The organism is Pedobacter petrophilus (assembly GCF_009674725.1).
GTDB classification, from domain to species: Bacteria; Bacteroidota; Bacteroidia; order Sphingobacteriales; family Sphingobacteriaceae; genus Pedobacter; species Pedobacter petrophilus.
In genome coordinates, this window is the sequence record NZ_WKKH01000006.1 from 94,922 (window position 1) to 120,807 (window position 25,886).

The window sequence follows — 25,886 nt, forward strand, 5'->3', positions numbered from 1 at the left end:
TGTTAATTTTGCTGAGTTTTATATTGTTTTTCTAGGGCTCTGATTTCCTTATCTCTTGCTTCTTTTTGTTTTTTAAGTGCCGCTGCACTTAACGCTGGTTTCGCCTTTGCTGTCACTTTTGGCTTATCCTTCTTCTCTTCTGTTTTCGTTTCTTTTGGTTTCACGGCTGTTGTTACTGCCTTTTTTGGTTCAACCTTTTTTTCTACTTTTTTAACCTCAGTTTTTTTTACCTCTGGTTTTTTGGTCTCTACCTTTTTCGTTTCAGTTTTTTTAACCTCCACTTTTTTTTGCTCTACCTTTTGAGGCAGTGCTACTACCATCCTCTCCACTGGTTTTTCTTTAATTGCTGCCGCGATGACATTGGTGATTAATGAATCTGATACCTTTTGATGAACGCGAATACTGTCCATTTTTGATAGCCGTTTCAGGTTTCTTGCAATCTCAGTAGAATCGCGTCTCTCGCAAACAATCTGATTGGTATACTTTACATTAATTGTTTTATAGGCTTCCCATCCTACCTGAGGCATTGCTTTTTTATAGAAAATTAACAGGTTATTCATCTTCTTTTCGAGCGAATCTGCATTTCCCAAAATAATCCGTTGATTGCCAACCCTTGGAATAAGTTCCATATCGTTCTGCTCATCAACCACGATCTGTTCAATTTGAGCATCCCAAAGGGTATCCTTTTTAATGTATTGAGCGGTTTGATAAAGGTCGCGGGCCAACTTGGTATGGAGTGTATCTACACGACTGCCGAAAACCTCAGAAATATGACCGGTAGCCACCAGCACATTTGCGGTGAAATTAGAAGAGATCGGCATTTTTAATCCATCGTTGTCAATATAAAAGTCTTGTCCGGTTTCGTTTAATATACGCACAATGGGCTGTCTTTGTTTTACCTCAATGTGTAAAACACCATCCATATCTACATAAACTTTCGCAAATGCGATGTACGGGTTGGATTGCAACTTTTTTTCTATCTGATGAATGTTAATTTTTTCTAGATTCCGACCTAAAAGCACGCCCTGATCTTCTTTCAGGATCGCATCAATTTCTTCTCTTTCAATGAAATTATCAGCACCCGGAATCAGGATTTTTACATCTGTACATTTTACTGTTTGCTTTTTCACGTTGATGAAACTTAAAAGCACCACCACACCCGCCAGGCTAATCAGCCAGGCAAAGCCAGTAAAAATTGCGCCCCAGTCAAATCGTTTAAGCATTGGTTAATATATTTTTAAGTGGTTCGATAATCGTATCAATATCTCCGGCACCTACTGTTAAAATCAATTCAGGTTTTTCATCTTTTACGTATTGAATAACCGCATCTTTTGTCAGGATACGCTTATTCGAAAGGGTAATCTTATTTAAGAGAAACGGTGCATCTATTCCTTCCAGTGGCAATTCCCTGGCGGGATAAATATCGAGCAGTAACAGGTCATCTGCAGTACCTAACACACTGGCAAATTCATCTGCAAAATCACGTGTTCGCGTAAACAGATGCGGTTGAAAAATCACTGTAAGTTTTTTATCCGGATATAACTGACGTACGGCATTAAAACAAGCTTTCAATTCTTCCGGATGATGCGCATAATCATCAATATATATCTGCGATCCGTTATTTACAATATACTCAAAGCGACGTTTAACCCCTTTAAAATTAGCTACCGCCTGTTTAACTTTCTCCGGATCGATTCCCAATTGCAATGCAATGGCAATGGCCACCGTTGTGTTTTCCACATTGTGCTTTCCAGGCAGCATCAGGCTAATGTCGTTTATCTTCTGATTATCGTCTTCATAATCAAAAACAAATTTAGCACCTTCTACCCTTAGGTTTAAGGCTTTGGCATTAGCTGTGGCACTTGCTGCGTAAGTTGTACTGTTTTCTAAAGACAAACCTTCATGCACATATAGTTTACCATTAGGTTTCAACTGACTGGCATATAGCCTGAACGACTCTTCCAGTTGACTTTTATCACCATAGATATCCAGGTGATCTGCATCCATGGAGGTAATTACCGCCACATCAGGATGTAAAGTCAAAAACGAGCGGTCATATTCATCGGCTTCTACCACCACTACATTGTTGTTTCCGTAAAGCACATTACTGTTATAATTGCTGGCGATGCCACCTAAAAAGGCAGTACAGCCATAACCTGTATCGGTAAGAATATGCGCAACAATAGAGGATGTGGTTGTTTTACCATGCGTACCAGCAATGCCGATACAATACATTCCTTTACTGATGATGCCTAATACTTCAGACCTTTTTTTCAATGTGAAACCCAGATCTCTGAAATGGTTTAACAATTCAGCATCTTTCGGAATAGCAGGTGTGTAAACCACCAATGTATCCTCCCGAGGGCTTAAAAATGCTTCGGGCAATGACGAAACCTCATCTATGTAAGTGATTAAGATTCCTTCGTTTTCTAATGTTTCAGTAAGCCTGGTCCTGGTTTTATCATAGCCACAAACCAGCTGCCCCCGTTTAGCAAAATAACGGGCAAGTGCACTCATGCCGATACCACCGACACCAACGAAAAATACCCTGTTTATTTTACTTAATTCCATTTTTAATTAGTTAAAAGCAGAAAGATTTAAGCTTAAAGCTGCCTTTCTACTGTGTAAGGTCCAAAGCTTAAAGCTTTTTCTCTTTTCCTATTTTCCCTCTTCCTATTCCCTATCTAATCAATTCCAATACTTCCCTTGCAATAATTTCATCTGCGGCCGGAAGGGCCATTTTCCCAATATTTTCAGCCAGCTTCTGACATTGCCCCTGGTTTACTAATAATTCCAATGCCGCCTTCACTAATGTGTCTTCTGCAGCGCGATCATTAATTAATAATGCTGCGCCATTCTTAACCAGTGCCATCGCATTTTTCGTTTGATGGTCTTCGGCAACGTTTGGCGAAGGGACCAGAATCACCGGCTTCTTAATCAGGCAAAGTTCTGCAATGGTACCTGCTCCTGCTCTTGAGATAATTACATCTGCAGCAGCATAGGCCAAATCCATCTTATTTAGGAATTCCAGAATACGCACATTAGGATGATATTCTAAGCCTAATCGTTCTATAATTCCTTTGTAGTAAAACTTCCCGGTTTGCCATACCACCTGAACATCCTGCGCCAGTATTTCCGGTAAATGTTTTTCAATGGCTTTATTCAATGTTCCGGCCCCTAAGCTCCCACCAGTAACCATGATTGTTTTTTTTAATGGATCGAGTTTCAGCAATTCAGCACCCGCATAGTGTTTACCTTTAATATCCACTACCTCTTTCCTAACGGGATTACCAGTTTTTAATATTTTACCAGCAGGGAAAAATTGTTCCATTTCATCAAAAGCGACACAAATTTTAGATGCTTTTTTACCCAACCATTTGTTTGTAACCCCGGCATATGAATTTTGCTCCTGAATTAAATAGGGTATCCCTTTTAACGAAGCGGCGTATAATATCGGTCCGGAGGCGTAACCTCCAACCCCCACGACTACATCTGGCTTAAAATCTTTAATGATTTCCAAAGCCCGCCTTACGCTTCCAATCACTTTAAATGGCAAGGCAAGATTTTTTAAAATCGAACCCCTTTGCATGCCACTAATATTTAAGCCAATAATTTTATAGCCGGCAGCAGGAACTTTTTCCATTTCCATGCGTCCGTTTGCGCCCACAAATAAAATCTCACAAGAAGGCACCAAGCGTTTTAGCGCATTGGCTATGGCTACGGCAGGAAATATATGCCCGCCGGTGCCACCACCTGATATGATAATTTTTGGGGAATTATTCATGTTTATTTAATTATTGAATGAATGAATTTTGAATGACCAAATGTTTACTTGCAACTATTACATTCCATAATTCAATCATTCTCTCATTTAATCCTTTATTTATTATTACTTACTGTTTTTCTTGCTTTTGCTACGATTGCTAAAATTTCATTTACCTCTTTCAATAATGGCTGAGCTTCTATTGAATTTGTAATTTTTGATTCGGTCAGTATCTCAATCCAAAAGGCAGTTTCATCAGCCTCTTCAACAACAATACTAAGCTTAGCAAAAAATTCTGCTCTAGATCGACTTCTACATGCGGCCCTGTAATTTGCGCCGACTGACGATGCTGATCGTATAAATTGCCTACCTATTATTTTTCCTTCTTCAGATTTAGGTAAAGTCTGATAGAATTTTATTGAATCCAAAACAAACTGCTTTGTTCGTGCCTTTATGGCTGTCACAAAATCAACTTTAGTTACATTTTCCATTATTTATTAATTCATAATTATTAAACTTTGGGATGTTGACTATTGAATAGATCAGACTTTACTTCATTATTTATTCGTGTGCTATATTATTTCCATTTTACCATTCACAATTCTCTCATTCAAAATTCTCTCACTCAAAATTTTCTTAGGCCATCGCCGGAATCTCTCCAACAATAACTTTATTTTTTACCTTTTCTTTATCTTCTTTAGCTAGTGCGCCTGCGTTTTCTTCTATATCTCTGCTTACACTAAGGATGATTCCAAAAGCCACACTAGTGAAAATCATTGAGGTTCCACCCATACTTACCAGTGGCAAAGGCACCCCGGTTACCGGACCTAAACCGACTGCAACTGCCATGTTTGCGAAAGCCTGAATAGTTAGACTAAAGCTTAACCCTGCCGCCAATAGCGCCCCGAATGCCTTCGGGGCCTTGGTAACTATCTTTATACACCGGTATAAAAGCACCAGGTAAAGCACCATAATGACAACTCCTCCCAATGTTCCCCATTCTTCAATAATAATGGCGAAAATAAAATCGGAATACGGGTGTGGCAGGAAGTTGCGCTGCGTACTATTACCTGGTCCTTTACCAAAAACACCACCAGTTGCCAAGGCAATTTTTGCCTGATCTGCCTGGAAAGTTTTATCAGAATGCTGCATCTCCGGATGCAGGAACGTGTTAATCCTCGACATGTAGGTTTTGCGCCTGGGCCCGAGGAAAAACACAAATAACAACAGTACGAAACCGCCGGCACAAACAATGGCAATTTGCTTGATACTAATCCGCCCGATAATCAACAGCAAAATACTTACACCAAAAAGCATAAGTGCCGTAGATAAATTGGCTAGTGCAATTAATACAAATACCACACAAACAGAGCCCATAATCGGTAAAAAAGATTCTTTTACATCTTTAATATTTTCCTGCTTCTTCGTCAGCATTCGGGCTAAAAAGGTAATTAAAGCCAGTTTTGCTAAATCGGAAGTTTGAAAGGTTAATCCAATTACCGGAATTTTTACCCAACGGGATGCATCATTTAAATTCGTTCCGAATATTAAGGTATAAACCAGCAACGGAACGGTCACAATCATTAGAATCTTTGAGATTCCGGCATAATAGCGGTAATCAAGCAAATGTGCAATATAGATCATGCCAATCCCCATTAACACGAATATGAGGTGTTTGGTTAAAAGCAATTTCTCTACAGTCTCGCCCTTTTTGTAAGCCAAAGTTCCGGTTGCACTGTAAACTGCCATAACAGATATAAGCGAAAGCAGGATGATGATCAACCAGATCCATCTATCGCCTTTTGTTTTATCAAGTAATGCTTGGAACATCTATTTAAACCTCCTATTTATAATTCTCTAACTGCCGCCTTAAACTGATTACCGCGGTCTTCATAACTTTTAAATAAATCGAAACTGGCGCATGCAGGTGAAAGTAAAACGGCATCGCCACGTTTAGCCAAATGAAAAGCAATTTGCGTTGCTTCATCAGCAGAAAACGTGTTTACAATAATCTCTACATCATCTTCAAAGGCATCGTGAATGCGTTTATTATCCTTTCCTAAACAAACGATGGCTTTCACTTTGCTTTTAACCAAATCTTTAAGCATGTTGTAATCGTTGCCTTTATCAACGCCGCCCATAATCAAAACTACATCGGCAGTCATGCTTTCCAAAGCATACCAGGTAGAGTTTACGTTTGTTGCTTTACTATCGTTAATGAAATCGATTCCAGAAATTTTTGCCACATGTTCTAACCTGTGCTCAATATTTTTGAAATTACCCATACTCTCGCGAATGGTCTCATTTCTCAACTCTAAAACCTTCGCAACAATGCCCGAAGCCATAGAGTTGTAAATGTTGTGCTTGCCTTGTAAGGCTAAATCTGAAAGAATAGACATGGTTAGTTCTTTATTTGGTTCCAAAAGGATCGTTATCGTTTGTGCTTCTAAATAAGCACCTGGTTCAATTTTTCTTGTAATGGAGAACGGAAATGTTTTGGCTACCGGCTGAAAAGCGGCTACGGCTTTAATGCTTTCTTCATCATCTGCGCAATAGATAAAAACATCATCTGCCGTTTGATTTTGAACAATGCGCATTTTTGATGCAACATAGTTTTCCATTTTGTAATCGTAGCGATCTAAATGATCTGGCGTGATATTCAACAGCACGGCGATGTCTGCTTTGAATTCAAACATATCATCAAGCATAAAGCTGGAAATTTCCAACACATAATAATCATAGTTTTCTTCAGCAACCTGGGCCGCAAAACTATGGCCGATATTACCCGCAAGACCAACATTCAAACCTGCATTTTTAAGGATATGGTAGGTAAGCAGACTAGTAGTCGATTTACCGTTTGAACCTGTAATGCAAATTGTTTTTGCTGTGGTATATCTTTTTGCAAATTCAATCTCTGAAATTACAGGTGTACCCTGTGCCACTAATTTTTTAACGATTGGTGCAGTAGATGGGATACCCGGACTTTTAATTACCTCTGTTGCATTTAAAATCAGCGCTTCGGTATGTTGCGCTGATTCGAAAGGCACATTTAGCTTCTCTAAAGCTGATTTATATTTATCGGCAATTATACCGAAGTCGGAAACAAAAACATCGAAACCTTTCGCCTGTGCAAGCTTTGCTGCACCAACACCACTTTCGCCTGCGCCCAAAATAACGACACGGCCCTGCCCTGCCATTGCTGACTGAGGATTACCTGATCTATTATTTTGATTTGTGTTCATTATTTAATCGTCTTTCGTGGTTCGTCTTTCGTAGTTCGTTACTCGTTTTTCGTGTTTACTCGCTTTGAACGAATAACCTATCTATCTCAATTTCAATGTTACTATTGTAATAATCGCCAACATGATTCCGATAATCCAGAAGCGTGTTACAATCTTCGCTTCGTGATATCCCTTTTTCTGATAATGGTGATGTAAAGGAGACATCAGGAAGATTCTTCGGCCTTCGCCAAAGCGTTTCTTGCTATATTTGAAGTAAGAAACCTGCATAATTACGGATACCAGCTCCACCAGAAAAACCCCACACAGAATTGGAATCAACAGTTCCTTGCGGATCATCAAGGCGAATGAAGCAATGATCCCGCCGATGGCTAAGCTTCCGGTATCACCCATAAATATCTGTGCCGGATATGAATTATACCAAAGGAAGCCTACACAAGATCCTACAAACGCTCCGGCAAAAATCATCAGCTCTGCTGAGTTTGGAATGTACATGATGTTGAGGTAATCGGCCATGACCGTGTTACCGGAAACATAAGCTAAAATTCCCAGCGTTATTCCAATTACGGCCGAGGTTCCTGTTGCTAAACCATCTATCCCATCTGTTATATTTGCACCGTTTGATACTGCCGTGATGATGAAAACAGTAATGAGCAAAAAGATGATGAAGGCAAACTTCTGGTAATCGCCACCCAAAAACTTTAAAACCTTTGCATAATCGAACTCATTATTTTTATAGAAAGGCATGTTCGTTTTAGTCGACTTTACATCTTGCGTATAGTAAAAAGTTTCGCCTTTCTGACGTAAAACCATTGGTGCAGGAGAGGTGTTTTTAACATCATCCTGAACGGTTTCCCTCACCACAATATTCGGGTGAAAATACATCGTCGTTCCTACAATCAAACCTAAACCTACTTGCCCGACAACCTTGAACTTGCCCGCTAAACCTTCTTTATTCTTTTTAAAAACTTTAATATAATCATCCAGAAAACCAACTGCACCCATCCAAACGGTGGTAATGATCATCAGAATTACATAGATATTTGAAATGTTGGCAAACAACAATGTTGGAATCAGGATACCGAGCAAAATAATAATTCCACCCATGGTAGGTGTACCTTGCTTCTGCATCTGCCCTTCCAGGCCAAGATTTCTTACAATTTCGCCAACCTGTTTTTTATGGAGATAATCTATTAACCTGCGGCCATATACAGTCGTAATTACCAATGATAAAATAATGGAAATAGACGCACGGAAAGTGATGTACTGAAACAACCTTAAACCAGGAATGTCATAATGCTTATGCAAGTATTCGAATAATAAATATAACATTAGCTGTTCGGGTTTAATTGTTCTAGTAAAATTTCTTTGTCGTCGAAATGGTTTCTTACGCCATTTATTTCCTGGTATTTTTCATGTCCTTTCCCTGCAATTAAAATAATGTCTCCATGTTGAGCCAGGTGGCAAGCCGTTTTAATGGCTTCTCTCCTATCCAAAATGGATAATGTTTTGCGTTTGTTCGTTGGCGAAACGCCTGCTTCCATGTCTGTAATAATGGTTTGCGGATCTTCTGTTCTAGGATTATCAGAAGTTAAAATTACTTTATCACTCCAATCACAAGCCACCTGCGCCATAATCGGCCGTTTGGTTTTATCCCGATCGCCACCACAACCCAGTACAGTAATTACCTGTTCTGTTCCCTTACGGATATCTGCAATCGTTCCCAAAACATTCTGAACAGCATCTGGCGTATGTGCGTAATCAACAATCCCAATTACTTTGTTTTCCGAAACGATATAATCAAAACGTCCTTCAGCACCAGTTAAGCGACTCAAAGAAGTCAATACTTTTAGTCTATCCTGCTCCAAAAGAATAGCTGTTCCGTACACAGCCAATAGATTATAGGCATTAAATGAACCGATCAGCTTGAAGTAAACATCTTCATTATCAATATCCAGATGCAGGCCACTAAAACCGTTTTCAATAATCTTCGCTTTAAAATCTGCCAGTTGTTTCAGCGCATAAGTTTTTTTATGTGCCTTCGTATTTTGCAACATTACATTCCCATTCTTATCATCGATGTTGGTTAATGCAAATGCTGTTTTAGGAAGCATATCAAAAAAGGCCTTCTTCGCTTTTAAATAGCTATCGAAGGTTTTGTGAAAATCTAAGTGATCATGCGTAAGGTTTGAAAAAACACCACCAGAGAAAGTTAGTCCTTCAATTCTGTGCTGCGAAACGGCATGCGAACTCACTTCCATGAAACAGTAATCGCAACCCGCATCTACCATATCTTTCAACAACTGGTTTAATGCAATTGGATTTGGCGTGGTATGTGTCGCGGCAATTACGGTATCATGAATATAATTCTCAACGGTAGAAATTAAACCCGTTTTATATCCTAAATCTTTAAATAACTTAAATAATAAGGTTGCAATGGTTGTTTTACCATTGGTACCGGTGATGCCAATTAACTTCAAATCTACAGAGGGATTACCAAAATAGTGCCCTGCCATGATCCCTAAAGCCGCCGCTGTATTATCTACCTTAATATAGGTGATGGTAAAATCATGTACTTCCGGCAGGTTTTCACAAATGATAACCGTTGCGCCTTGCGCGATAGTCTGCTCAATAAACTGGTGGCCATCTGTAACGGTTCCGGAAATAGCAAAGAATACATCATCTTTACCAACCTTGCGTGAATCAAAGTTAAGCGCATTGATTTCCCTATCGGTTTTTCCAACCAATTCTTTAATCGTTACGCCATAAAGTAAATCTTGTAATTGCATCCTATTAATTATTGAATGATTGAATCAGAGAATGTAGAATGTGGCTATAGCCTGTAACATTCACTCATTCAAAATTCTCTCATTTTATCATTTATTTTAATTCAACTCTATTTGTACGCCTAATCCTTTTCCAACTTTGGTTCCAGCTGCTATGGATTGCGCAATCACTTTACCCGATCCATACACCTTCGTTTTTAATCCTGCATTGCCTAAAAGGTAAAGCGCATCTTTTAATCCCATTCCGGCTACGTTTGGCATTACACCTCTTCGCTCATTATTTTCCTGAAAAACAGTACCGGCACTCGTGTCGACGATATTGTAATATTCAGATTTTGAAGCAAACAGTGGCTTAAAACCAAATGCCTTATATACTTTTTGGGTAGCTTTACTTTGGCCTGCCTTTGTTGGCGGATTGCCTGTATTACCTACCAATTTAGTCGGCATATCATTGTACATTTGCATATCGCTGGCATATATCCGATCTGCAATTTCCCTGAACACAGGTCCGGAAACTGTGGCGCCATAATAAGCTCCTTTCGGATCGTTAATCACCACGATTAATGAATATTTAGGCTTATCTGCAGGAAAATACCCTACAAAAGATGCCTGATATTGCTTGTTCGCCTTATACCCTTTATTGGCATCAGCCACCTGCGCAGTACCGGTTTTACCTGCAATTTTATAAAGTGGATTGTAAACGATTTTTTTTCCACTTCCCTCTGTTACAACGCCTTCAAGCATTGCCTTAATTTTACTCAGTGTTACGTCAGAGCAAATCTTATCATTAATAACCCTGGCTTTAAACTGCTCAACCGGGTTGCCTAGTCTTCTAATTTCCTTTACAAAAATCGGTGCTACATATTTTCCATCGTTTGCAACTGCATTGTAAAACGATAACATTTTAAGTGGCGTTAACTGCATTTCATAACCATAAGCCATTTGAGGCAACGTCATATTCCTATTCCAGCTTTTATTTGTTTTTGGATTTTTAACCACTGGCATTGCTTCACCGGGAATCTGCAAACCCATTTTCTCATTTAGGTGCCAATCGTACAAATGATCGGTAAATTTGATCGGGTCATTACCATAATGGGTATTAATCAATTTTGCAATTGCCGCATTGGATGATTCTTCAAAGGCCTTTTTTACGGTAACGGTTTCAATTTTCGGGTGTGAATCTGTAATTAATTTCCCCGGAATCTGATAATACCCCGTTCCGATCATGGTATTGGTATCGACCAGTTTATCTTCAAGCAAAGCTATGTATGAAGCCAGCTTGAACGTCGAGCCTGGATCCTGATTACCTGCAATGGCATAATTGAATTTTTCCTTATAAACGCCTTCCTCTATTTTAGAAAAATTTGCCACTGCCCTTACTTCACCTGTTGCCACTTCCATTAAAATAGCCGTTCCGTGATCTGCGTCCATCAGCTTCAATTGCTTTTCGAGTGCATTCTGCGTTAAATCCTGCATATTGATATCTATCGTTGAGATGATATCAGCACCATCTTTCGGCGCAACCTCGGCTTCTTCATTAACAGGAATATAAACACCTCCTGCAATGCGCTGCATTAGTCTTTTCCCGGTTTCACCGTTAATATATTCGTTATAAGCCCCTTCTAAACCAACGCCATTCTTTACATTTTCATTTTTATAACCAATGGTACGGGCAGCAAGCGCCTGAAACGGAAGAATTCGCTTGTTCTGCTGAACAGCGATTAACCCACCACTAAATTTACCAATGTTATAGAGCGGAAAAGTCCGGATGGTTTTCAAATCTGCATAACCTACTTTCCGGTGAATGAGTAAGTACCGGGCACTATCCTGCCGCCCTTTGCGCAACATCCTGGCATACTCTTTTGCTGTTTTATCCTGAAAAATCTGCGCCAGTTTAATACCCAGTGAGTCTACCTTTTCATAAAAGACTTTCTGTTCTGCAATGCCACCGGCAAACATATCCATCCGCAACTCATATTCAGGCACTGAAGTGGCCAGCAAACTGCCATCGTTAGAATAGATATTTCCACGGGTAGCTTCTACATTTACATAACGTGTTGACAGGCTATCTGCCATCGCTTTCCACTTTTTGCCCTGCACAAACTGCACCTGACCGAGGCGCATAAACACTGCGAAAGCAAAAAGCACAATTAAGCCAAATGCCAGATATACACGAAGCAAGATGTTTGCTCTAATATTCATCGCTTTTAACAATTATTTTTTTTGGTGGTTCAATCAATTCTTTTATTCCAAGGGTATCTACTGTTTTGGCTACTTCTGTCAGTTTGCTCTTAAACATTAAGTCAGCTTTTAACGATTTATACTCCCATCTTAATTCTTTTACTTCTTTATTTAATTTATCAATCCGGCGAACATTGTTTACCGCAAAGTGGCTGTTAGCGATATATACCATCCCTAAAAGGGCTAAAAAACACAAATAAGGCAAAGCTTCTGTTGCCGCCTCTTTGGATACCAATCCATCATTAAAAAGCTTACTGATAAATGAATTACTATCCATTTTCTCTTCAGCAGTTTTTGGTTTTTTAGGCACGGCCTTTAACTCTGGTTCAGGACCAATTTCCTCCTCTTCTATATCCTCCCTGAACTTATTCATATCTTCTCTGCAATTCTTAATTTCGCACTGCGGGCACGATTGTTTTGTGCAATTTCTTCTTCGGTAGCTACCACAGCTTTCCTTGTAATTACATGGAAAGGCTTCTGCTGATTTCCAAAGAAATCTTTTTCTACCTCACCCTGGAACTTTCCTTTTGCCATGAAATTTTTAACAGGCCGATCTTCCAATGAATGATAAGACATCACCACCAGGCGACCTCCGGGTTTCAATACATCAGCTGCCTGCAGTAAAAAATCTTCCAGCACCTGTATCTCCGCATTTACCTCAATACGCAGGGCTTGAAAAACCTGCGCCAGGTATTTATTTTCTTTTGCTTTCGGGATGTAAGATGCGATAGCGGCTTTCAAACTATCAATATCCGTGAATGGCAATTCCAAACGCGAAGTAACAATGGCACGCGCAAGTGATTTCGCATTTTTCACTTCGCCATAAATACCAAAAAGCTTATGTAATTTATCTTCAGAATAGGTGTTAAGCACTTCTGCAGCCGTTAAATTGCGGTGCTGATCCATGCGCATATCTAAATCTGCATTATGACGGATCGAAAAACCCCGTTGCGGAACATCAAATTGATGGGAGGAAACACCTAAATCAGCCAGAATACCATCAACCTGCCTTACCCCATTTAAACGAAGGTTATTTTTCAGAAAACCAAAATTTTGATCGATGAACACCAATCGGTCATCATTGGGAATATTTTGTTGCGCATCAGGATCCTGATCAAAAGCAATTAATTTCCCTTTCGCACTTAGGTATTTTAAGATCTCTCTTGAATGGCCTCCACCACCAAAGGTTACATCAACATAAACCCCATCAGGATTGATATTAAGTCCGTCTATACAAGGCTGCAACATTACCGGAACGTGATAATTATTCTCCATCAACGCCTCCTTTCTTATTACCCATTACTTTTTGAGCCAGATCTGCGAAGTTCGCAGGCACATCATCAAAAATATCTTCATAAGATTTTTTATCCCAAACCTCAATACGATCTAACTGACAAGCTAAAACAAGGTCGCTTCCAATCCCTGCATACTCAACCAAAGATTTTGGCAGCAATACGCGACCAGCAGCATCAAGCGAAAGCTCAGTTGCGCCACGGGTGAAAGCCCTTACAAAAGCACGATTTTCCTGATCATAAATATTCAGCTTAGCGAGATCTGCTACTACTGCATCCCAAACATTTTTAGGATAGATGACCAGATTTTTTTCGAAACCACGGTTAATGATGAGTCCGTCATTTTCGGAATTAGGCAATTGTTTCTTAAGCGCAGCAGGTACCATAAGGCGTCCCTTTGCGTCAAGTTTACAATCGAATTCTCCTAAAAGTTGGGTCATAGTGGTATCTACACTTTTTATCTAGTGTAAAAGTAAATAGTTCTACCACTTTTTACCACTTTTTACCACAAAAAAGTTTTCAACATCTTTTTTGTTACAATAAAATGGTCTTAGCGCATCAAATCGCAACTTAACTCATCAATGCTAAGACCATTTATTATTAACAATCAATGACTTATATCTTTAAATTTGAAAAAGTGGGAAACTCGCCCAACTTTTTAAGCACATACAAATCTAAACCAATTAATAGCTAAATGCATGAATAAAGCCACAAAGTAGCTTGGCTAGTCTGATTACCATCGACGGGTTACAGAGATTTTTTTAAAACGGCATTGCCGGCAGGCACCTCTATGTATTTATAATGCTAACTAAATGATGTGTAGCAAAATTATTATATTTAATAATGAAATTCGAGACCGATACCGCTTATCATATTTATAACAGAGGAAATAATAGTCAGAAATATTTTTCACAGAAGCTAATTATTTCTTTTTTTTAAAAAAAATCAGGAAGGAATTGATTTCCCATGCTGATATTCTTTGTTATTGCTTAATGCCTAACCATTTTCATTTTATGGTACTTACCCGTGCAGATTTTAAGGCCAATGATTTAAATAACGCTATGGGAGTTCTACTCAGGTCTTATACCCGGGCCATTAATCTTCAGGAAAAACGAACCGGCTCGCTATTTCAGCAGAAGACAAAAGCAAAAGAATTAATAGATATGAACGATAACAATGCTGTGAGCTATCTGGCAATTTGCGCTCATTACATCCATCAAAATCCAGTCAGGGCTGGTTTGACAAAGAGTTTAAATCAATGGCAATTTTCATCATACCTGGTTTTGCTGGGTTTAAGAAATGGAACGCTGTGTAATCAGGAGTTATTTTTTGCACTTAGCGGAATCAGCAAAGATGACTTTATTGAAGAGAGTGAAGCTATGTTAAATTTTAAACGGAATGAATGGAAACCTTAAAAAATAGTCATCGGATGAATATCGACATGGTGCATATTATTCATCCGATCACTAAATCGATAAATATGAATAGTCATCGGATGAATATCGACACGGTACACGTTATTCATCCGATGACTGAAATACTATTCGTTAATCGCTTTAACGCCTGGCAATTCTTTACCTTCCATATATTCTAATAAAGCACCACCACCAGTAGATACGTAGCTTACTTTATCTTCCATACCGAATTTTGCAATTGCAGCAGCAGAATCTCCGCCACCAATTAATGAAAAGGCACCGTTCTCGGTAGTTGCCGCCACAACAGCATCAGCCACTGCTTTAGTTCCTGCCTGGAAGTTTTCCATTTCAAAAACACCCATCGGACCATTCCACAATAAGGTTTTAGAATTTTTAATCACCTCCTGAAATAAAGCAACAGATTTTGGACCGATATCTAATCCCATCCAGTCAGCTGGAATCTGACCTGAATCTACATCTTTCTTATCTGCATCATTTGCAAATTTATCTGCAATTACCGTATCAACAGGCAAAATTAAATTCACTCCTTTTGCTTTCGCTTTCTCAATTAATTCTAATGAAAGTTCTTGTTTATCTGCTTCCAAAAGCGAGGTACCGATTTCGCCACCTTGTGCTTTTGCAAAAGTATAAGCCATACCGCCGCCAATAATCAAATTATCAACTTTATCCAATAACTTTTCGATCAATAAGATTTTATCAGAAACTTTCGCACCACCCATAATGGCAGTAAAAGGACGCTCTGCATGGTTCAGGATTTTCTCTGCATTTTCTACTTCAGAAGCCATTAAATAACCGAAATATTTTGCATCAGGAAAAAATTGTGCAATAACTGAAGTAGATGCATGTGCACGGTGAGCTGTACCAAAAGCATCATTTACATAAACATTACCCAGTTTAGATAATTTTTCGGCGAAGGCTACATCACCTTTTTCTTCTTCTTTATAAAAACGTAGGTTTTCCAATAATAAAACTTCACCTGGGAAAAGATTTTTCGCCTGGTCAGCAGCATCTTCACCAATACAATCATCAGCGAATTTTACTTCAAGATCAAGCATACGGGATAAATCGCCTAGAATATGTTTTAGCGAATATTTATCAGTCGGACCATCCTTTGGTCTACCCAAATGGGACATTAAGACTACAGAACCGCCATCATTTAAAATTTTAGTAATGGTTGGAAGCGCAGCACGCATTCTTTTATCATCGGTAATTTTAAATTCATTATCCAAAGGCACGTTAAAATCTACTCTGATAAGCGCTTTTTTATCTTTAAAATTTAACTGATCAATTGTTTTCATGTTTATATATTATTTTAGTTTTAGTCGCATTTCATAGTGAAAACCAATACCAGGAATATCAAACTCCGGAGATTCATTGATAAACCCTATCTTTTTATAAAATGGTGCCGCCGCAGACCGGGCATTACACCAGAGGTAATCTGTATTGTATTCTTTGAGGTAGGCTATAGCGAAGGTGATTAATGCCGCTCCATAACCCCTGCCGCCGAAATCCGGATGGGTTGCCATTCCGCGAAGTTGATAACCTTCTCCGTCTTCCGGAAAAAAATCGTTACGCATAAAGGTGGCTACAGATCTGATAGCACCATCTTCCAGGTAACCGAGATGAAAGGTATCATAGGCTTCATCTCCGTCAAAAATACATTCTTGCAACGGCCTACCATTTCTCAGCATCAAGCTTCTGAGTGGAAGAACTTCTTCGTGAAGAATGAATTTAACCATATTAACTTAATCAAAGGTTGATAATAGCAACAAGATAGGCACCGTGTTGTTTTCAGTGCGTTCGCAAAGTTAACAAAGCATTTGAAACCTGATTAAAATTGATTAAGAATTTTGGTGACCGATTGGTAATGGGCGATTTATCACATAGAATAAAAAGTCTAAATAGATCAAAAATGCACTTTATTTTGTGCATAAATGAATAAAACGCACAAAATAAGGTGCATAATTAATATATGAGTTTTGGTATGCACTATATTTTGCGCATCTTTGTGATCATAAAACAATAAGTGATGAAGATTAAGAGGCCAATACTGTTTCCAAAGCATAAAAAAATATTAGAAGCATTTGGAGAGAATATTAAATTAGCCAGGAAGCGGCGGGCTTTAACTATTCTTCAAGTAGCTGAACGGGCAGGATTAAGCAGAAATACAATTACCGGTATCGAAAAAGGTAGCCCAAATATTTCTATAGGGGCTTATTTTAATGTGCTTCGGACGTTGAACTTACAAGACGATTTCCTTAAAATTGCAGCAGATGATGAATTTGGCCGAAAGCTTCAGGATTTAGACCTATTAACTAAATAAAATGACTGGAAAGACGGAGATTTACATCTATGCAGACTGGAAAGGAATTGATGGCCCAATAGAGATTGGGATATTATCTGCTTCTCAGGGAAAAGGAAAAAAAACATTTAACTTTGAATACAATAAAGCCTGGATTAAACATCCCAATTTCTTTTTACTGGATCCGGACCTGGAGCGCTTTAGTGGCCCTCAATACCCAAGAGGAAAAGAAAACTTTGGCATATTTATGGACTCCATGCCCGATACATGGGGTAGAACACTATTAAAAAGGCAGGCTACAGATCATGCAAAAAGACAAGGAACGCTTGTGCCAACGCTCTATGATATAGACTTTTTGCTTGGTGTGAATGATGAAAGCAGAATGGGGGCTTTACGGTTTAAATTGGATAGGAATGGCCCATTTCTAAACAATGATCAAAATCACCCCACCCCACCATGGGCACACCTTATTGATTTGCAAAATAGTGCTGACAAGTTTGAGAAAAATGAGGATAGCAATGACATTCGCGAGGATATAAAAATGCTAATGGCACCAGGATCTTCTTTGGGCGGCGCAAGGCCAAAAGCAAATATAATAGATGAAAAAATGCAGCTATGGATTGCAAAATTTCCTTCAAAAAATGATACAATAGATAAAGCTGCATGGGAGTACCTGGCTTATAAATTAGCATTAAAAGCTGGAGTAGAAATGTCTGATTCTATTTTGAAACATATTTCAGGAGAATACAGCACTTTTTTAACTAAACGTTTCGATAGAGATAAAAGCCATCGGATACATTTTTCTTCTGCGATGACTATGACAGGGAATGTAGATGGCAATGTGGATGAAGAAACAGGATATCTGGACATTGCCGAATTTATTCAATCGAATGGTGCCTTTGTAGATCGCGACCTGCATCAGTTATGGCGCCGGATTATTTTTAATATAGCGATTTCTAACACAGATGATCACCTTAGAAACCACGGATTTCTCCTCACAGATAAAGGCTGGCGGCTTTCACCTGCATACGACTTGAATCCATCTATTGATAAAGATGCATTGGCAATCACAATTGATAGCAATACCGGAGAGCTGAATTTTGAGATCGCTTTTAGCGTTGGCGAATATTTCAGACTGAACAAAAAAGAAATGGAAGAAATACTTTCTCAGGTAAAAGATGCTGTGCAATCATGGAGAGCAATAGCAAATTCCATTAAAATTAAACGGAGTGAAATAGAACTGATGGCTAAAGCATTTAAGTTTGGCTAAAGCCTGATGATATTAATATTGATTTAAGAAAGTAACAGACTAACCTCACCCCTTGAGCAGAAAGAAAACCCTTTTATAATCTCAAAAAAAGGCAGCCATAAAATCACCGTCAATGCGATTTTATGGCTGCTTAAATAAATTACTTGCTTTTAAGTTCGTTAACCGGAGCCGTTAACGCAAAAGACTTGTGAACTTTTTCTACTTCCAATTCTTTGGTTAAAGAAAATGCTGTAGATTGTTTAATATCTAAAGATGAAGCACCAATAGCTACCTTATAATTTCCGGCTTCGGCAACCCAGGCACTTCTGCTTTCCATAAATGAAGCCAGGTCTTTCGGCAATAAGGTAAGTTGTAGCGTTTCTGATTGTCCGGGCTTCAACAATTTAGTTTTTGCAAAAGCTTTTAATTCTGATACAGGTTTATCTATATTTTGATGCGGTGCAGAAAGATAGAGTTGTACAATCTCTTTCCCTGCCACTTTACCAGTATTTTTAACAGTAACAGAAGCGGTTAACTTCCCATCGAAGGTTTTACTGCTCAGTTTAAGATCGGCGTATTCGAAATTGGTATAAGATAATCCGTAGCCAAATTCAAAAGATGGTTTAACTTTAAAAGTATTAAAATAGCGGTAGCCCACATAAATTCCTTCTTCATAAGTTACGTTTTCGGGATTCGAGGCAGGCGTTCCTAACCAGTTTTTCGCTGATGGCGTATCTTCATATTTCACCGGGAAAGTCATGGTTAATTTGCCCGAAGGAGTAACTTTTCCACTGAAAAGATCTGCTACAGAATTACCACCTTCCTGACCTGGCTGCCATGAGAGTAGAATTGCATCTACTTTATTTTTCCAGCTTGCCGTTTCAATTACTCCCCCAATATTTAAAATTACTACTACCTTTTTACCTTTTGCATGGAAGGCTTCGGTTACATTATTAATTAAGCTGACTTCATCGGCTGCCAAATTAAAATCATTATTCACGGTTCTGTCGCCACCTTCACCAGAATTTCTTCCGATGGTGATTACTGCCAATTCTGTTGTTGATGCCTTTTTTGCAATCAGGTCTTTACTTAAATCAAGTTCTGGTAATCTTTCCGGAAGCGCAAGAATTCCACGCTTTTTACGACTTTCCAGTTCTGCAGCTTTTTCTTTTGCAGCAAATGGTGTGTACAGTGTTTTAAGTTCTGTATCTAATTTATAGCCACCTTTTTCTAATCCCTCAATTAATGAAACTGTATAAGCTTCATTTACATCACCGCTCCCGGTTCCGCCTGCAATAAAATCGTAAGAGGTTACGCCAAAAGCAGAAATCAGTTTTTCTTTAGCCTGGTAGGGCAATAAATCACCATTATTCTTTAGCAAAATCATTCCCTCAGCAGCTGCATTGCGTGTAACTTCGGCATTTCCCTTTAAATTTGGCTTGTCGGTGTATTTGTATTTCGCCATAGTTGGCGATTTAAAAACCAGTTCCAAAATTCTTTTAATGTTGGTATTTACAACAGCTTTTGAAAGTTTACCATTTTTCATGTTTTCTAAAATTGCCGTTTTCTGAGCAGGAAGCCCGGGCATGAGCAAATCATTTCCAGCCTCTAGCTGCGCCACCACATTGCTGGTGCCTGCCTGCAACGAACTGAAGCCTGCATAACCACCAAACCAATCAGTCATTACAATTCCTTTAAACCCCCACTCCTCACGAAGAATATTGGTTAGTAAATCTTTTCTTGCCGAAGTATAAGTTCCGTTGATCAAGTTATAAGACGACATAACCGTCCATGGGTTAGATTCTTTTACGGTAATTTCAAAGCCTTTCAGGTAAAGCTCGCGCATGGTTCTTTCGGTAATGTGTTCATTAATCGAAAGGCGATTGGTTTCCTGGTTATTGGCGGCAAAGTGTTTAACAGATGTGCCCACACCATTAGATTGAATACCGTTCACCATGGCCGCAGCAATTTTACCGGATACCAGAGGATCTTCAGAATAGTATTCAAAATTGCGACCGTTTAAAGGGTTTCTATGGATATTCAGTGCAGGAGCTAAAAGCACATCCACGCCATATTCTTTCACTTCATTGCCCATCGCCTTACCAACACTTTGAATAAGCTCCGGATTCCAGGTAGAAGCTAAAGCCGTTCCTACTGGAAAAGCGGTACAGTAATAGGTGTTTTTATTGTTCTCGCGGATGGGTTTAATGCGTAATCCGGCAGGACCATCGGCTACGATAATTTCCGGAATTCCTAAACGCTCAATTTTATAAGTACCGCCTGCAGCGCCCGGAACGCGGCCCTCAATTGCTCCAATAACTGGCGTTAACCCATCGAATCCCGGCATTCCGGTACCCATAAGCATAGCAGCCTTTTCTTCATCTGTCATTTTACTGATCAGGTCATCAATCCGATCGCCCATAGGCAGCCTGTAATCTTCGTATTTATCCAATTTACCGTTTCTGTTTAAATCTTCGAAAGTGAAACCATTAATGGTAATTTTCGGTGATTTTTCAAGGCTTTTTGCTGTTGCATTTTCCCAGGAAACACTGGAGAAAACCAATGCGCCCATCAGCGAAAGCTTCAATGCCTGATTTACATGATACTTTTTCATATTATTATTATTTACCTGGTTAGCTCACTGAATATTAACGCTTTAATCCGATTAAAAATCTGGAAGCATTTTTTAACTGATTCTTTACCGATCATTTAGCGCTTCAATAATTAAAAGAGCTGACAGTCGAAATCAATTCTTTTTCTCATTGCTTCATTATGAAGCAATATTAATGTGTTTAATTAAGAAAAACAAATTATTATTTTTGGAGGCTGGAAATAAACTAACTTCAACCGATGATTATTCAGGAACTTAAAGATGCAAGTGCAGCACATTGGCGCAACTCAATCCCCCATATTTCTATTGACAGCGTTGTATTTGGCTTTCTGAACAACCAATTAAATGTGTTATTATTAAAAATTAAGAAGGATGATAATTGGATTTTACCTGGCGGATATTTACAAAAGGATGAGGCAGTTGATGATGCGGCAAAAAGAATATTATATGAAAGAAGTGGTGCCGATAAGATATTCCTGAATAATTTCGGTGTTTTCGGAAACCTGAATCGTTCTGAAGAATATTTTAAGGATTACCCGGATGATTTATGGCATAAGCAACGCTTTATTACCATTGGTTATTACGCCCTGGTAGATCATACGCAGGTAAATCCACAGCCGGATATCTTCTCAGATCGTTGTGAATGGGTACCTGTTGATCCTATCCCTGAAATGGTGATGGATCATGAAATTATCCTTAAAAAAGCACTTGATACTTTAAGGGAGCACATCAGCCATAAGCCAATTGGTTATAGTTTACTGCCAGAAACTTTTACGCTTCCTGAATTGCAGGCCTTGTATGAAGCTATCCTGGGAGAGAAATTAAACCGGGGAAATTTTTATCGAAAAATAATGCGCTACGACATCCTCATTAAACTTGATGAACAGCGAAAAGGCGGCGCCTATAAATCGCCAAACCTTTATAAATTTGATGAAGAAAAGTATAAGATTGCGTTAAGTGGATTAAACTGGTAGTGAGATAAACTATTTTGTTTGCTCTGGTTCCTTGTCAGCCGCTATCTTTTTCACAATATCAATCAGGCGGGAGCTATATCCGAATTCATTATCGTACCAGCCAACAACCTTCACCATATCGCAAACAATGGAGGTAAGCAGGGAATCAAAAATGCAGGAATGTGGGTTATCAATAATATCTACTGATACGATCGGATCTTCGGTGTATTCAATAATGCCGGCAAGATCAGTTGCGGCAGCCATTTTAAATGCGGCATTAATCTCCTCTATAGTTGTTTTCTTTTTTAGCAGACAAGTGAAATCGGTAAGTGATCCATTCAAAACCGGAACCCTGATTCCTGCACCACCTAAACAGCCATCCAACTCCGGAAAAATATGCGTAATGGCTTTTGCAGCACCTGTAGTTGTAGGAATAATTGATGATGATGCAGCTCTCGCCCTGCGCAGGTCTTTGTGGTTTGAATCGTGCAGATTCTGATCACCTGTCATCGAGTGGATCGTGGTGATATAGCCTTCTTCTACCCCCCAGTTATCATTGAGGATCTTGATCATCGGTGCAATATTATTTGTAGTGCAACTTGCGTTGGAGAGAATTTCACTCTTTAAATCTATGCGGTCATCATTCACGCCCAACACAACCATCGGAATATCGTCAGCAGCAGGCGCCGAAATTAAAACCTGTTTTGCCCCGGCAGTAATGTGTTTTCCGGCAGTATCAAGAGTTAGGTTTTTGCCGGTACAGTCTATTACCAAATCAACCCTCAAAGCAGACCAAGGCAATTCATCAGCTTCTTTAATAGAAAAAACAGGGATAGAAAGCTTTCCAATTACAAGAGAATCCGGTTTGGCAGCAACTTCGCCTTTAAAAACTCCGTGTACAGAATCATATTTAAAAAGATGAGCCATGGCCCTGGCATCTGCCAGATCATTAATTGCAACCACTTCGAAGCCCTCAGCCAATGCCAACCGCAAAAAAGTCCTGCCTATTCTACCGAAACCATTAATCGCCAGCCTCATTTTATTAAAATTAGAGCGCAAAATTAACGTTTATTTCCAGATTATAGCTTTATCGCAAATTTCTGTCTGCATTTATTTACATATTATTTAACAGATTGTTTAGAAAGTCGCCAGGAGATTAGCACATTGAAAACCATACAAATGCCGATTAATAAAAAGATCAGGAGGAAATTACCAAATGTTTGCAGGATTATTGTAGCGAGGATGATGACGAAATTTAAAATAACCGTCATGAATACAATTTTATCGGGCTTATATCCGAGGGCTTCTAATCTATGGTGAATGTGATTTCTATCGCCCAAAAACGGGGATCTTCTGGTTAAAATCCTTACTGTAAATATTCGAAGCGAATCAAAAATAGGAACAATCAAAATAGACACCGCAATGGCAGGTGCGGAATAAAAAGCAGGTCTGTTCATTCCGGTAAATTTATTCAGTTCGATAAACTTAATGGCAAGGGCGGCGGTGGTTATACCGATAATTAATGCCCCAGTATCTCCCATAAAAATCTTTGCCGGGAACCAGTTGTATTTTAAAAAGCCGGCAATAGCACCCGCAAGGGCAAAAGCGATAAAGGCATAAGGCACCTGCCCCATCATGGCAAAACATATTCCAAAACACAGACTTACCAGGATGCCGATTGTACCCGCCAGACCGTCAATTCCATCAATTAAATTAAAGGCATTGTTTAAAAAAATGATTAAAATGATGGAGAAAATGCCGCCACCGATGTAATTTATGTCATTAATGCCGAGCACCCCATAAAGACTGGTAAGCCGAAAGTCACCAAAAAACACAAGAATAGCAGCTACAATCAGTTGCAATAGAAATTTGGTACTGGTATTTGTACCATAAACATCATCTTTTAAACCCAGGCCGGCGAGAATAATGCAGGAAACGATCAGGAAATTAGCTTCTTCGAAACTAATAATTGCGGAAAATAGTAAAGTACAAATGGTAAAACTTACCACAATTGATAAACCACCTAAACGGGATATATTCGCCGCGTGATTTTTTCTGTGCAAATCGCTAATATCAAAAAGCTTGTATTTTAAGGAAGCATGAATTACGGAAGGAATACTAAAGATTACAAGCGACAGTGACAATATAAATATTGCCCCATAGAATACTTCTGGAGTAGCTGTTAACAGATTTTTGAACAAAATGGGGAACTATTTAAACAAAGATAACGATTGATGATAGGTTTCTGCTGTTCTTTTTTTTCTTTAATGTGACAAATATCAATCTGGTATTCCTTTCTGATGCATGAATACGGCTAGCTATATTTGGAGAAATAAAGATAACTTCCTATAGCTATACAGCTTAAAAATAAAATTTAGAACTGTGCATTTAAGCACCACTTAAACAGCATTATCTACTGCCAATACTGTTTTATTTTTGATAGCTTTTTTCTCAGTAATACAGAAAAGGCGTAAGGGATATTATTCATTTTTAGAGCTTTGTAATCATTTTGGAAAGCCCGCATCAAACTCGAAAAGTTCTTATTACTTACACCGCCCATTCTCATGTTCACCATTAAAAAGGGTATATAATATGCCTTCAACTGATGCTGGTAAAAGTACCTTAAAATAAGATCGTAATCTGCAGCAGTACCTAAATTGAGTGCGTAATTACCATATTTGCCAAATAACTGTTTCCTGATGTAGAGTGTTGGATGCGCCGGCATCCATCCTCGGGCTATTTCTTTTTTACCTGCCTGCTTTGATTTCCATGCTCTTAAAATTTTATGGTTTATGGGGTGAATATAATTTAAGTCACCATAAACAGCATCAATCGAAGAATCCTGAACAAAGCTTTTTGCAATCTGTTCAATCACATTTTGATCGGCCAGCATATCATCGGCATTTAAAATACCCACTATCTCGCCAGACGCCATGGCAATACCTTTATTAATGGCATCATACAAACCCTGATCGGGTTCTGAAATTAGCTGGTGAACGTGCGTTTGATATTCTTCAATGATGGAAAGTGTACCATCTGTAGAATCACCATCAACAATAATGTACTCCATATTTTGATACGATTGATTAATAACCGATTCGATACATTCTTTCAGATAGGCCTCGCCATTATAAACTACCGTGATGATGGATATTTTCATTTTTTAATCGCAGTGGCTTTCTATAAAATGTTAAAAAAGCTGCCCCCGTAGTAAAGATAAATAATAGCGGGATAAAATCATCAACAGGGCATTCTTGATAGCAGGTTCCTTTTATACCCGCCCTACCATGGCCAACACAGCCAGACATGGGTAACATGACATTTAATTTCCAAAAGCAGCCGGCGGCGGGATAAATATTGCCTGGTGTGTTTGAAAAAATTCCACCTGGTGAATTCGTTTGGTAAGTAAGTAATTCCGGATAGCCAGGAACCAGGCAACCATACTCTGCAAAAACGAAAATTGGGATAAGACAGATAGGGATGATTAAGCATAACTTTTTCATAAGCTAGTGGATTAATCATACCCTAATGTAGCGTTTTTTTTTATTAAATAGAAATATTTTAGGAGTTAGGAGTTAGGAGTTAGGAGTTAGGAGTTAGGAGTTAGGGAAACAATCCTCGCACATATTGTTTCATCATCTTGATAAAGAATTAAACTAACCTAAAGCTAGCTATATTATATTTAAAACCTGACTATTATTGGCCAGGTATAGCGATACTTCGGCCGGCATCTTTAATATAGCGGATGGCACTTTTTATTTCACAATCACTTAAAGTGTCCATTTTTGCGTCTTTAAATGTTCCGGTTTTACCATACCAACCTTTATGCTTTTTGGTAAATGCATAGCTAACCAGTTTTACACTATCCATTGCAGCGAGTTCCTCAAAGGTTGATATGTCATATAGCCTATTACCAGCCAAATATGACAATTATAACAACCAAGATTAGAGATAATATTTTTGGCATCATATGCATAATATCTACAGGTATCAGTAGTTGTTTTTTTGACCACT

General features: G+C 38.8%; 24 protein-coding genes. 4 read left to right on the plus strand and 20 right to left on the minus strand.

All coding sequences use genetic code 11. The annotated features are described in order from the left end of the window. Window positions 1-2: 2 nt before the first annotated feature. From GJU39_RS05720 to mraZ, 12 genes are all read right to left on the minus strand, one after another. Window positions 3-1,223 carry a cell division protein FtsQ/DivIB gene (locus GJU39_RS05720; RefSeq protein WP_154279741.1) on the minus strand — a complete coding sequence of 407 codons (1,221 nt, stop codon included), beginning with the start codon at window positions 1,221-1,223 and terminating at the stop codon, window positions 3-5. Then, entirely contained in the window at window positions 1,216-2,571 is a 1,356-nt protein-coding gene (gene murC / locus GJU39_RS05725) for a UDP-N-acetylmuramate--L-alanine ligase (RefSeq protein WP_154279742.1), read from the minus strand. Before murC ends, GJU39_RS05720 begins: the two co-directional genes overlap by 8 nt. Window positions 2,572-2,680: 109 nt before the next feature. Beyond that, complete coding sequence (gene murG, locus GJU39_RS05730) at window positions 2,681-3,784, minus strand: undecaprenyldiphospho-muramoylpentapeptide beta-N-acetylglucosaminyltransferase (RefSeq protein WP_154279743.1); 1,104 nt, start codon at window positions 3,782-3,784, stop codon at window positions 2,681-2,683. A gap of 95 nt (window positions 3,785-3,879) precedes the next feature. Next, window positions 3,880-4,254 (minus strand): four helix bundle protein, encoded by a 375-nt coding sequence (locus GJU39_RS05735; protein ID WP_154279744.1) that lies wholly within the window; start codon window positions 4,252-4,254, stop codon window positions 3,880-3,882. A 145-nt stretch (window positions 4,255-4,399) separates the two neighbouring features. Then, window positions 4,400-5,593 (minus strand): FtsW/RodA/SpoVE family cell cycle protein, encoded by a 1,194-nt coding sequence (locus GJU39_RS05740; RefSeq protein ID WP_154279745.1) that lies wholly within the window; start codon window positions 5,591-5,593, stop codon window positions 4,400-4,402. A gap of 17 nt (window positions 5,594-5,610) precedes the next feature. Further along, on the minus strand, window positions 5,611-7,005 hold the full coding sequence (gene murD, locus GJU39_RS05745) for a UDP-N-acetylmuramoyl-L-alanine--D-glutamate ligase (protein WP_154279746.1): 1,395 nt from the start codon (window positions 7,003-7,005) through the stop codon (window positions 5,611-5,613). A gap of 81 nt (window positions 7,006-7,086) precedes the next feature. Further along, on the minus strand, window positions 7,087-8,334 hold the full coding sequence (gene mraY / locus GJU39_RS05750; RefSeq protein WP_154279747.1) for a phospho-N-acetylmuramoyl-pentapeptide-transferase: 1,248 nt from the start codon (window positions 8,332-8,334) through the stop codon (window positions 7,087-7,089). Next, the gene (locus GJU39_RS05755; RefSeq protein WP_154279748.1) at window positions 8,334-9,791 is read right to left on the minus strand and encodes a UDP-N-acetylmuramoyl-L-alanyl-D-glutamate--2,6-diaminopimelate ligase; all 1,458 of its coding nucleotides are present in this window, start codon (window positions 9,789-9,791) and stop codon (window positions 8,334-8,336) included. Before GJU39_RS05755 ends, mraY begins: the two co-directional genes overlap by 1 nt. Before the next feature lie 96 nt (window positions 9,792-9,887). Further along, window positions 9,888-11,990: a penicillin-binding protein gene (locus tag GJU39_RS05760; protein WP_154279749.1), complete on the minus strand. Its 2,103-nt coding sequence runs from the start codon at window positions 11,988-11,990 to the stop codon at window positions 9,888-9,890. After that, window positions 11,980-12,402, minus strand: coding sequence for an FtsL-like putative cell division protein (locus tag GJU39_RS05765; protein ID WP_154279750.1), 423 nt, complete (start codon window positions 12,400-12,402; stop codon window positions 11,980-11,982). Before GJU39_RS05765 ends, GJU39_RS05760 begins: the two co-directional genes overlap by 11 nt. Next, a complete protein-coding gene (gene rsmH, locus GJU39_RS05770) occupies window positions 12,399-13,304 on the minus strand; it encodes a 16S rRNA (cytosine(1402)-N(4))-methyltransferase RsmH (RefSeq protein ID WP_154279751.1) in 906 nt (301 codons plus the stop codon). The genes GJU39_RS05765 and rsmH overlap by 4 nt, the downstream gene beginning before the upstream one ends. Beyond that, window positions 13,294-13,761, minus strand: a complete 468-nt coding sequence (mraZ, locus tag GJU39_RS05775) for a division/cell wall cluster transcriptional repressor MraZ (RefSeq protein ID WP_154279752.1) — start codon at window positions 13,759-13,761, stop codon at window positions 13,294-13,296. The genes rsmH and mraZ overlap by 11 nt, the downstream gene beginning before the upstream one ends. A gap of 573 nt (window positions 13,762-14,334) precedes the next feature. On the opposite strand from mraZ, the gene GJU39_RS05780 reads away from it, so the two are divergent. After that, window positions 14,335-14,736 carry a hypothetical protein gene (locus GJU39_RS05780; protein WP_154279753.1) on the plus strand — a complete coding sequence of 134 codons (402 nt, stop codon included), beginning with the start codon at window positions 14,335-14,337 and terminating at the stop codon, window positions 14,734-14,736. Between the two features lie 125 nt (window positions 14,737-14,861). On the opposite strand, the gene GJU39_RS05785 is transcribed toward GJU39_RS05780, so the two are convergent. Beyond that, complete coding sequence (locus GJU39_RS05785) at window positions 14,862-16,055, minus strand: phosphoglycerate kinase (RefSeq protein ID WP_154279754.1); 1,194 nt, start codon at window positions 16,053-16,055, stop codon at window positions 14,862-14,864. Between the two features lie 9 nt (window positions 16,056-16,064). Continuing rightward, window positions 16,065-16,496, minus strand: a complete 432-nt coding sequence (locus GJU39_RS05790) for a GNAT family N-acetyltransferase (RefSeq protein WP_154279755.1) — start codon at window positions 16,494-16,496, stop codon at window positions 16,065-16,067. A 290-nt stretch (window positions 16,497-16,786) separates the two neighbouring features. On the opposite strand from GJU39_RS05790, the gene GJU39_RS05795 reads away from it, so the two are divergent. Continuing rightward, window positions 16,787-17,080, plus strand: a complete 294-nt coding sequence (locus GJU39_RS05795; RefSeq protein WP_154279756.1) for a helix-turn-helix domain-containing protein — start codon at window positions 16,787-16,789, stop codon at window positions 17,078-17,080. Between the two features lies 1 nt (window position 17,081). After that, the gene (locus GJU39_RS05800; RefSeq protein WP_154279757.1) at window positions 17,082-18,329 is read left to right on the plus strand and encodes a type II toxin-antitoxin system HipA family toxin; all 1,248 of its coding nucleotides are present in this window, start codon (window positions 17,082-17,084) and stop codon (window positions 18,327-18,329) included. A 139-nt stretch (window positions 18,330-18,468) separates the two neighbouring features. Here GJU39_RS05800 and GJU39_RS05805 read toward each other — a convergent pair whose 3' ends face one another. After that, on the minus strand, window positions 18,469-20,922 hold the full coding sequence (locus GJU39_RS05805) for a glycoside hydrolase family 3 N-terminal domain-containing protein (RefSeq protein ID WP_154279758.1): 2,454 nt from the start codon (window positions 20,920-20,922) through the stop codon (window positions 18,469-18,471). A gap of 236 nt (window positions 20,923-21,158) precedes the next feature. On the opposite strand from GJU39_RS05805, the gene GJU39_RS05810 reads away from it, so the two are divergent. Beyond that, complete coding sequence (locus GJU39_RS05810) at window positions 21,159-21,893, plus strand: NUDIX hydrolase (RefSeq protein ID WP_154279759.1); 735 nt, start codon at window positions 21,159-21,161, stop codon at window positions 21,891-21,893. Between the two features lie 9 nt (window positions 21,894-21,902). Here the strand turns inward: GJU39_RS05810 and gap are convergent, their stop codons facing one another. The 5 genes from gap to GJU39_RS05835 form a co-directional block, all read right to left on the minus strand. Next, window positions 21,903-22,910 (minus strand): type I glyceraldehyde-3-phosphate dehydrogenase, encoded by a 1,008-nt coding sequence (gap, locus tag GJU39_RS05815; protein WP_154279760.1) that lies wholly within the window; start codon window positions 22,908-22,910, stop codon window positions 21,903-21,905. Between the two features lie 83 nt (window positions 22,911-22,993). Beyond that, the gene (locus GJU39_RS05820; RefSeq protein ID WP_154279761.1) at window positions 22,994-24,073 is read right to left on the minus strand and encodes an MraY family glycosyltransferase; all 1,080 of its coding nucleotides are present in this window, start codon (window positions 24,071-24,073) and stop codon (window positions 22,994-22,996) included. Window positions 24,074-24,285: 212 nt separating this feature from the next. After that, window positions 24,286-25,032, minus strand: coding sequence for a glycosyltransferase family 2 protein (locus tag GJU39_RS05825; protein ID WP_154279762.1), 747 nt, complete (start codon window positions 25,030-25,032; stop codon window positions 24,286-24,288). After that, entirely contained in the window at window positions 25,001-25,375 is a 375-nt protein-coding gene (locus tag GJU39_RS05830; RefSeq protein ID WP_154279763.1) for a hypothetical protein, read from the minus strand. The genes GJU39_RS05825 and GJU39_RS05830 overlap by 32 nt, the downstream gene beginning before the upstream one ends. Window positions 25,376-25,568: 193 nt before the next feature. Beyond that, the gene (locus GJU39_RS05835) at window positions 25,569-25,793 is read right to left on the minus strand and encodes a hypothetical protein (RefSeq protein WP_154279764.1); all 225 of its coding nucleotides are present in this window, start codon (window positions 25,791-25,793) and stop codon (window positions 25,569-25,571) included. Between the last annotated feature and the right edge of the window lie 93 nt (window positions 25,794-25,886).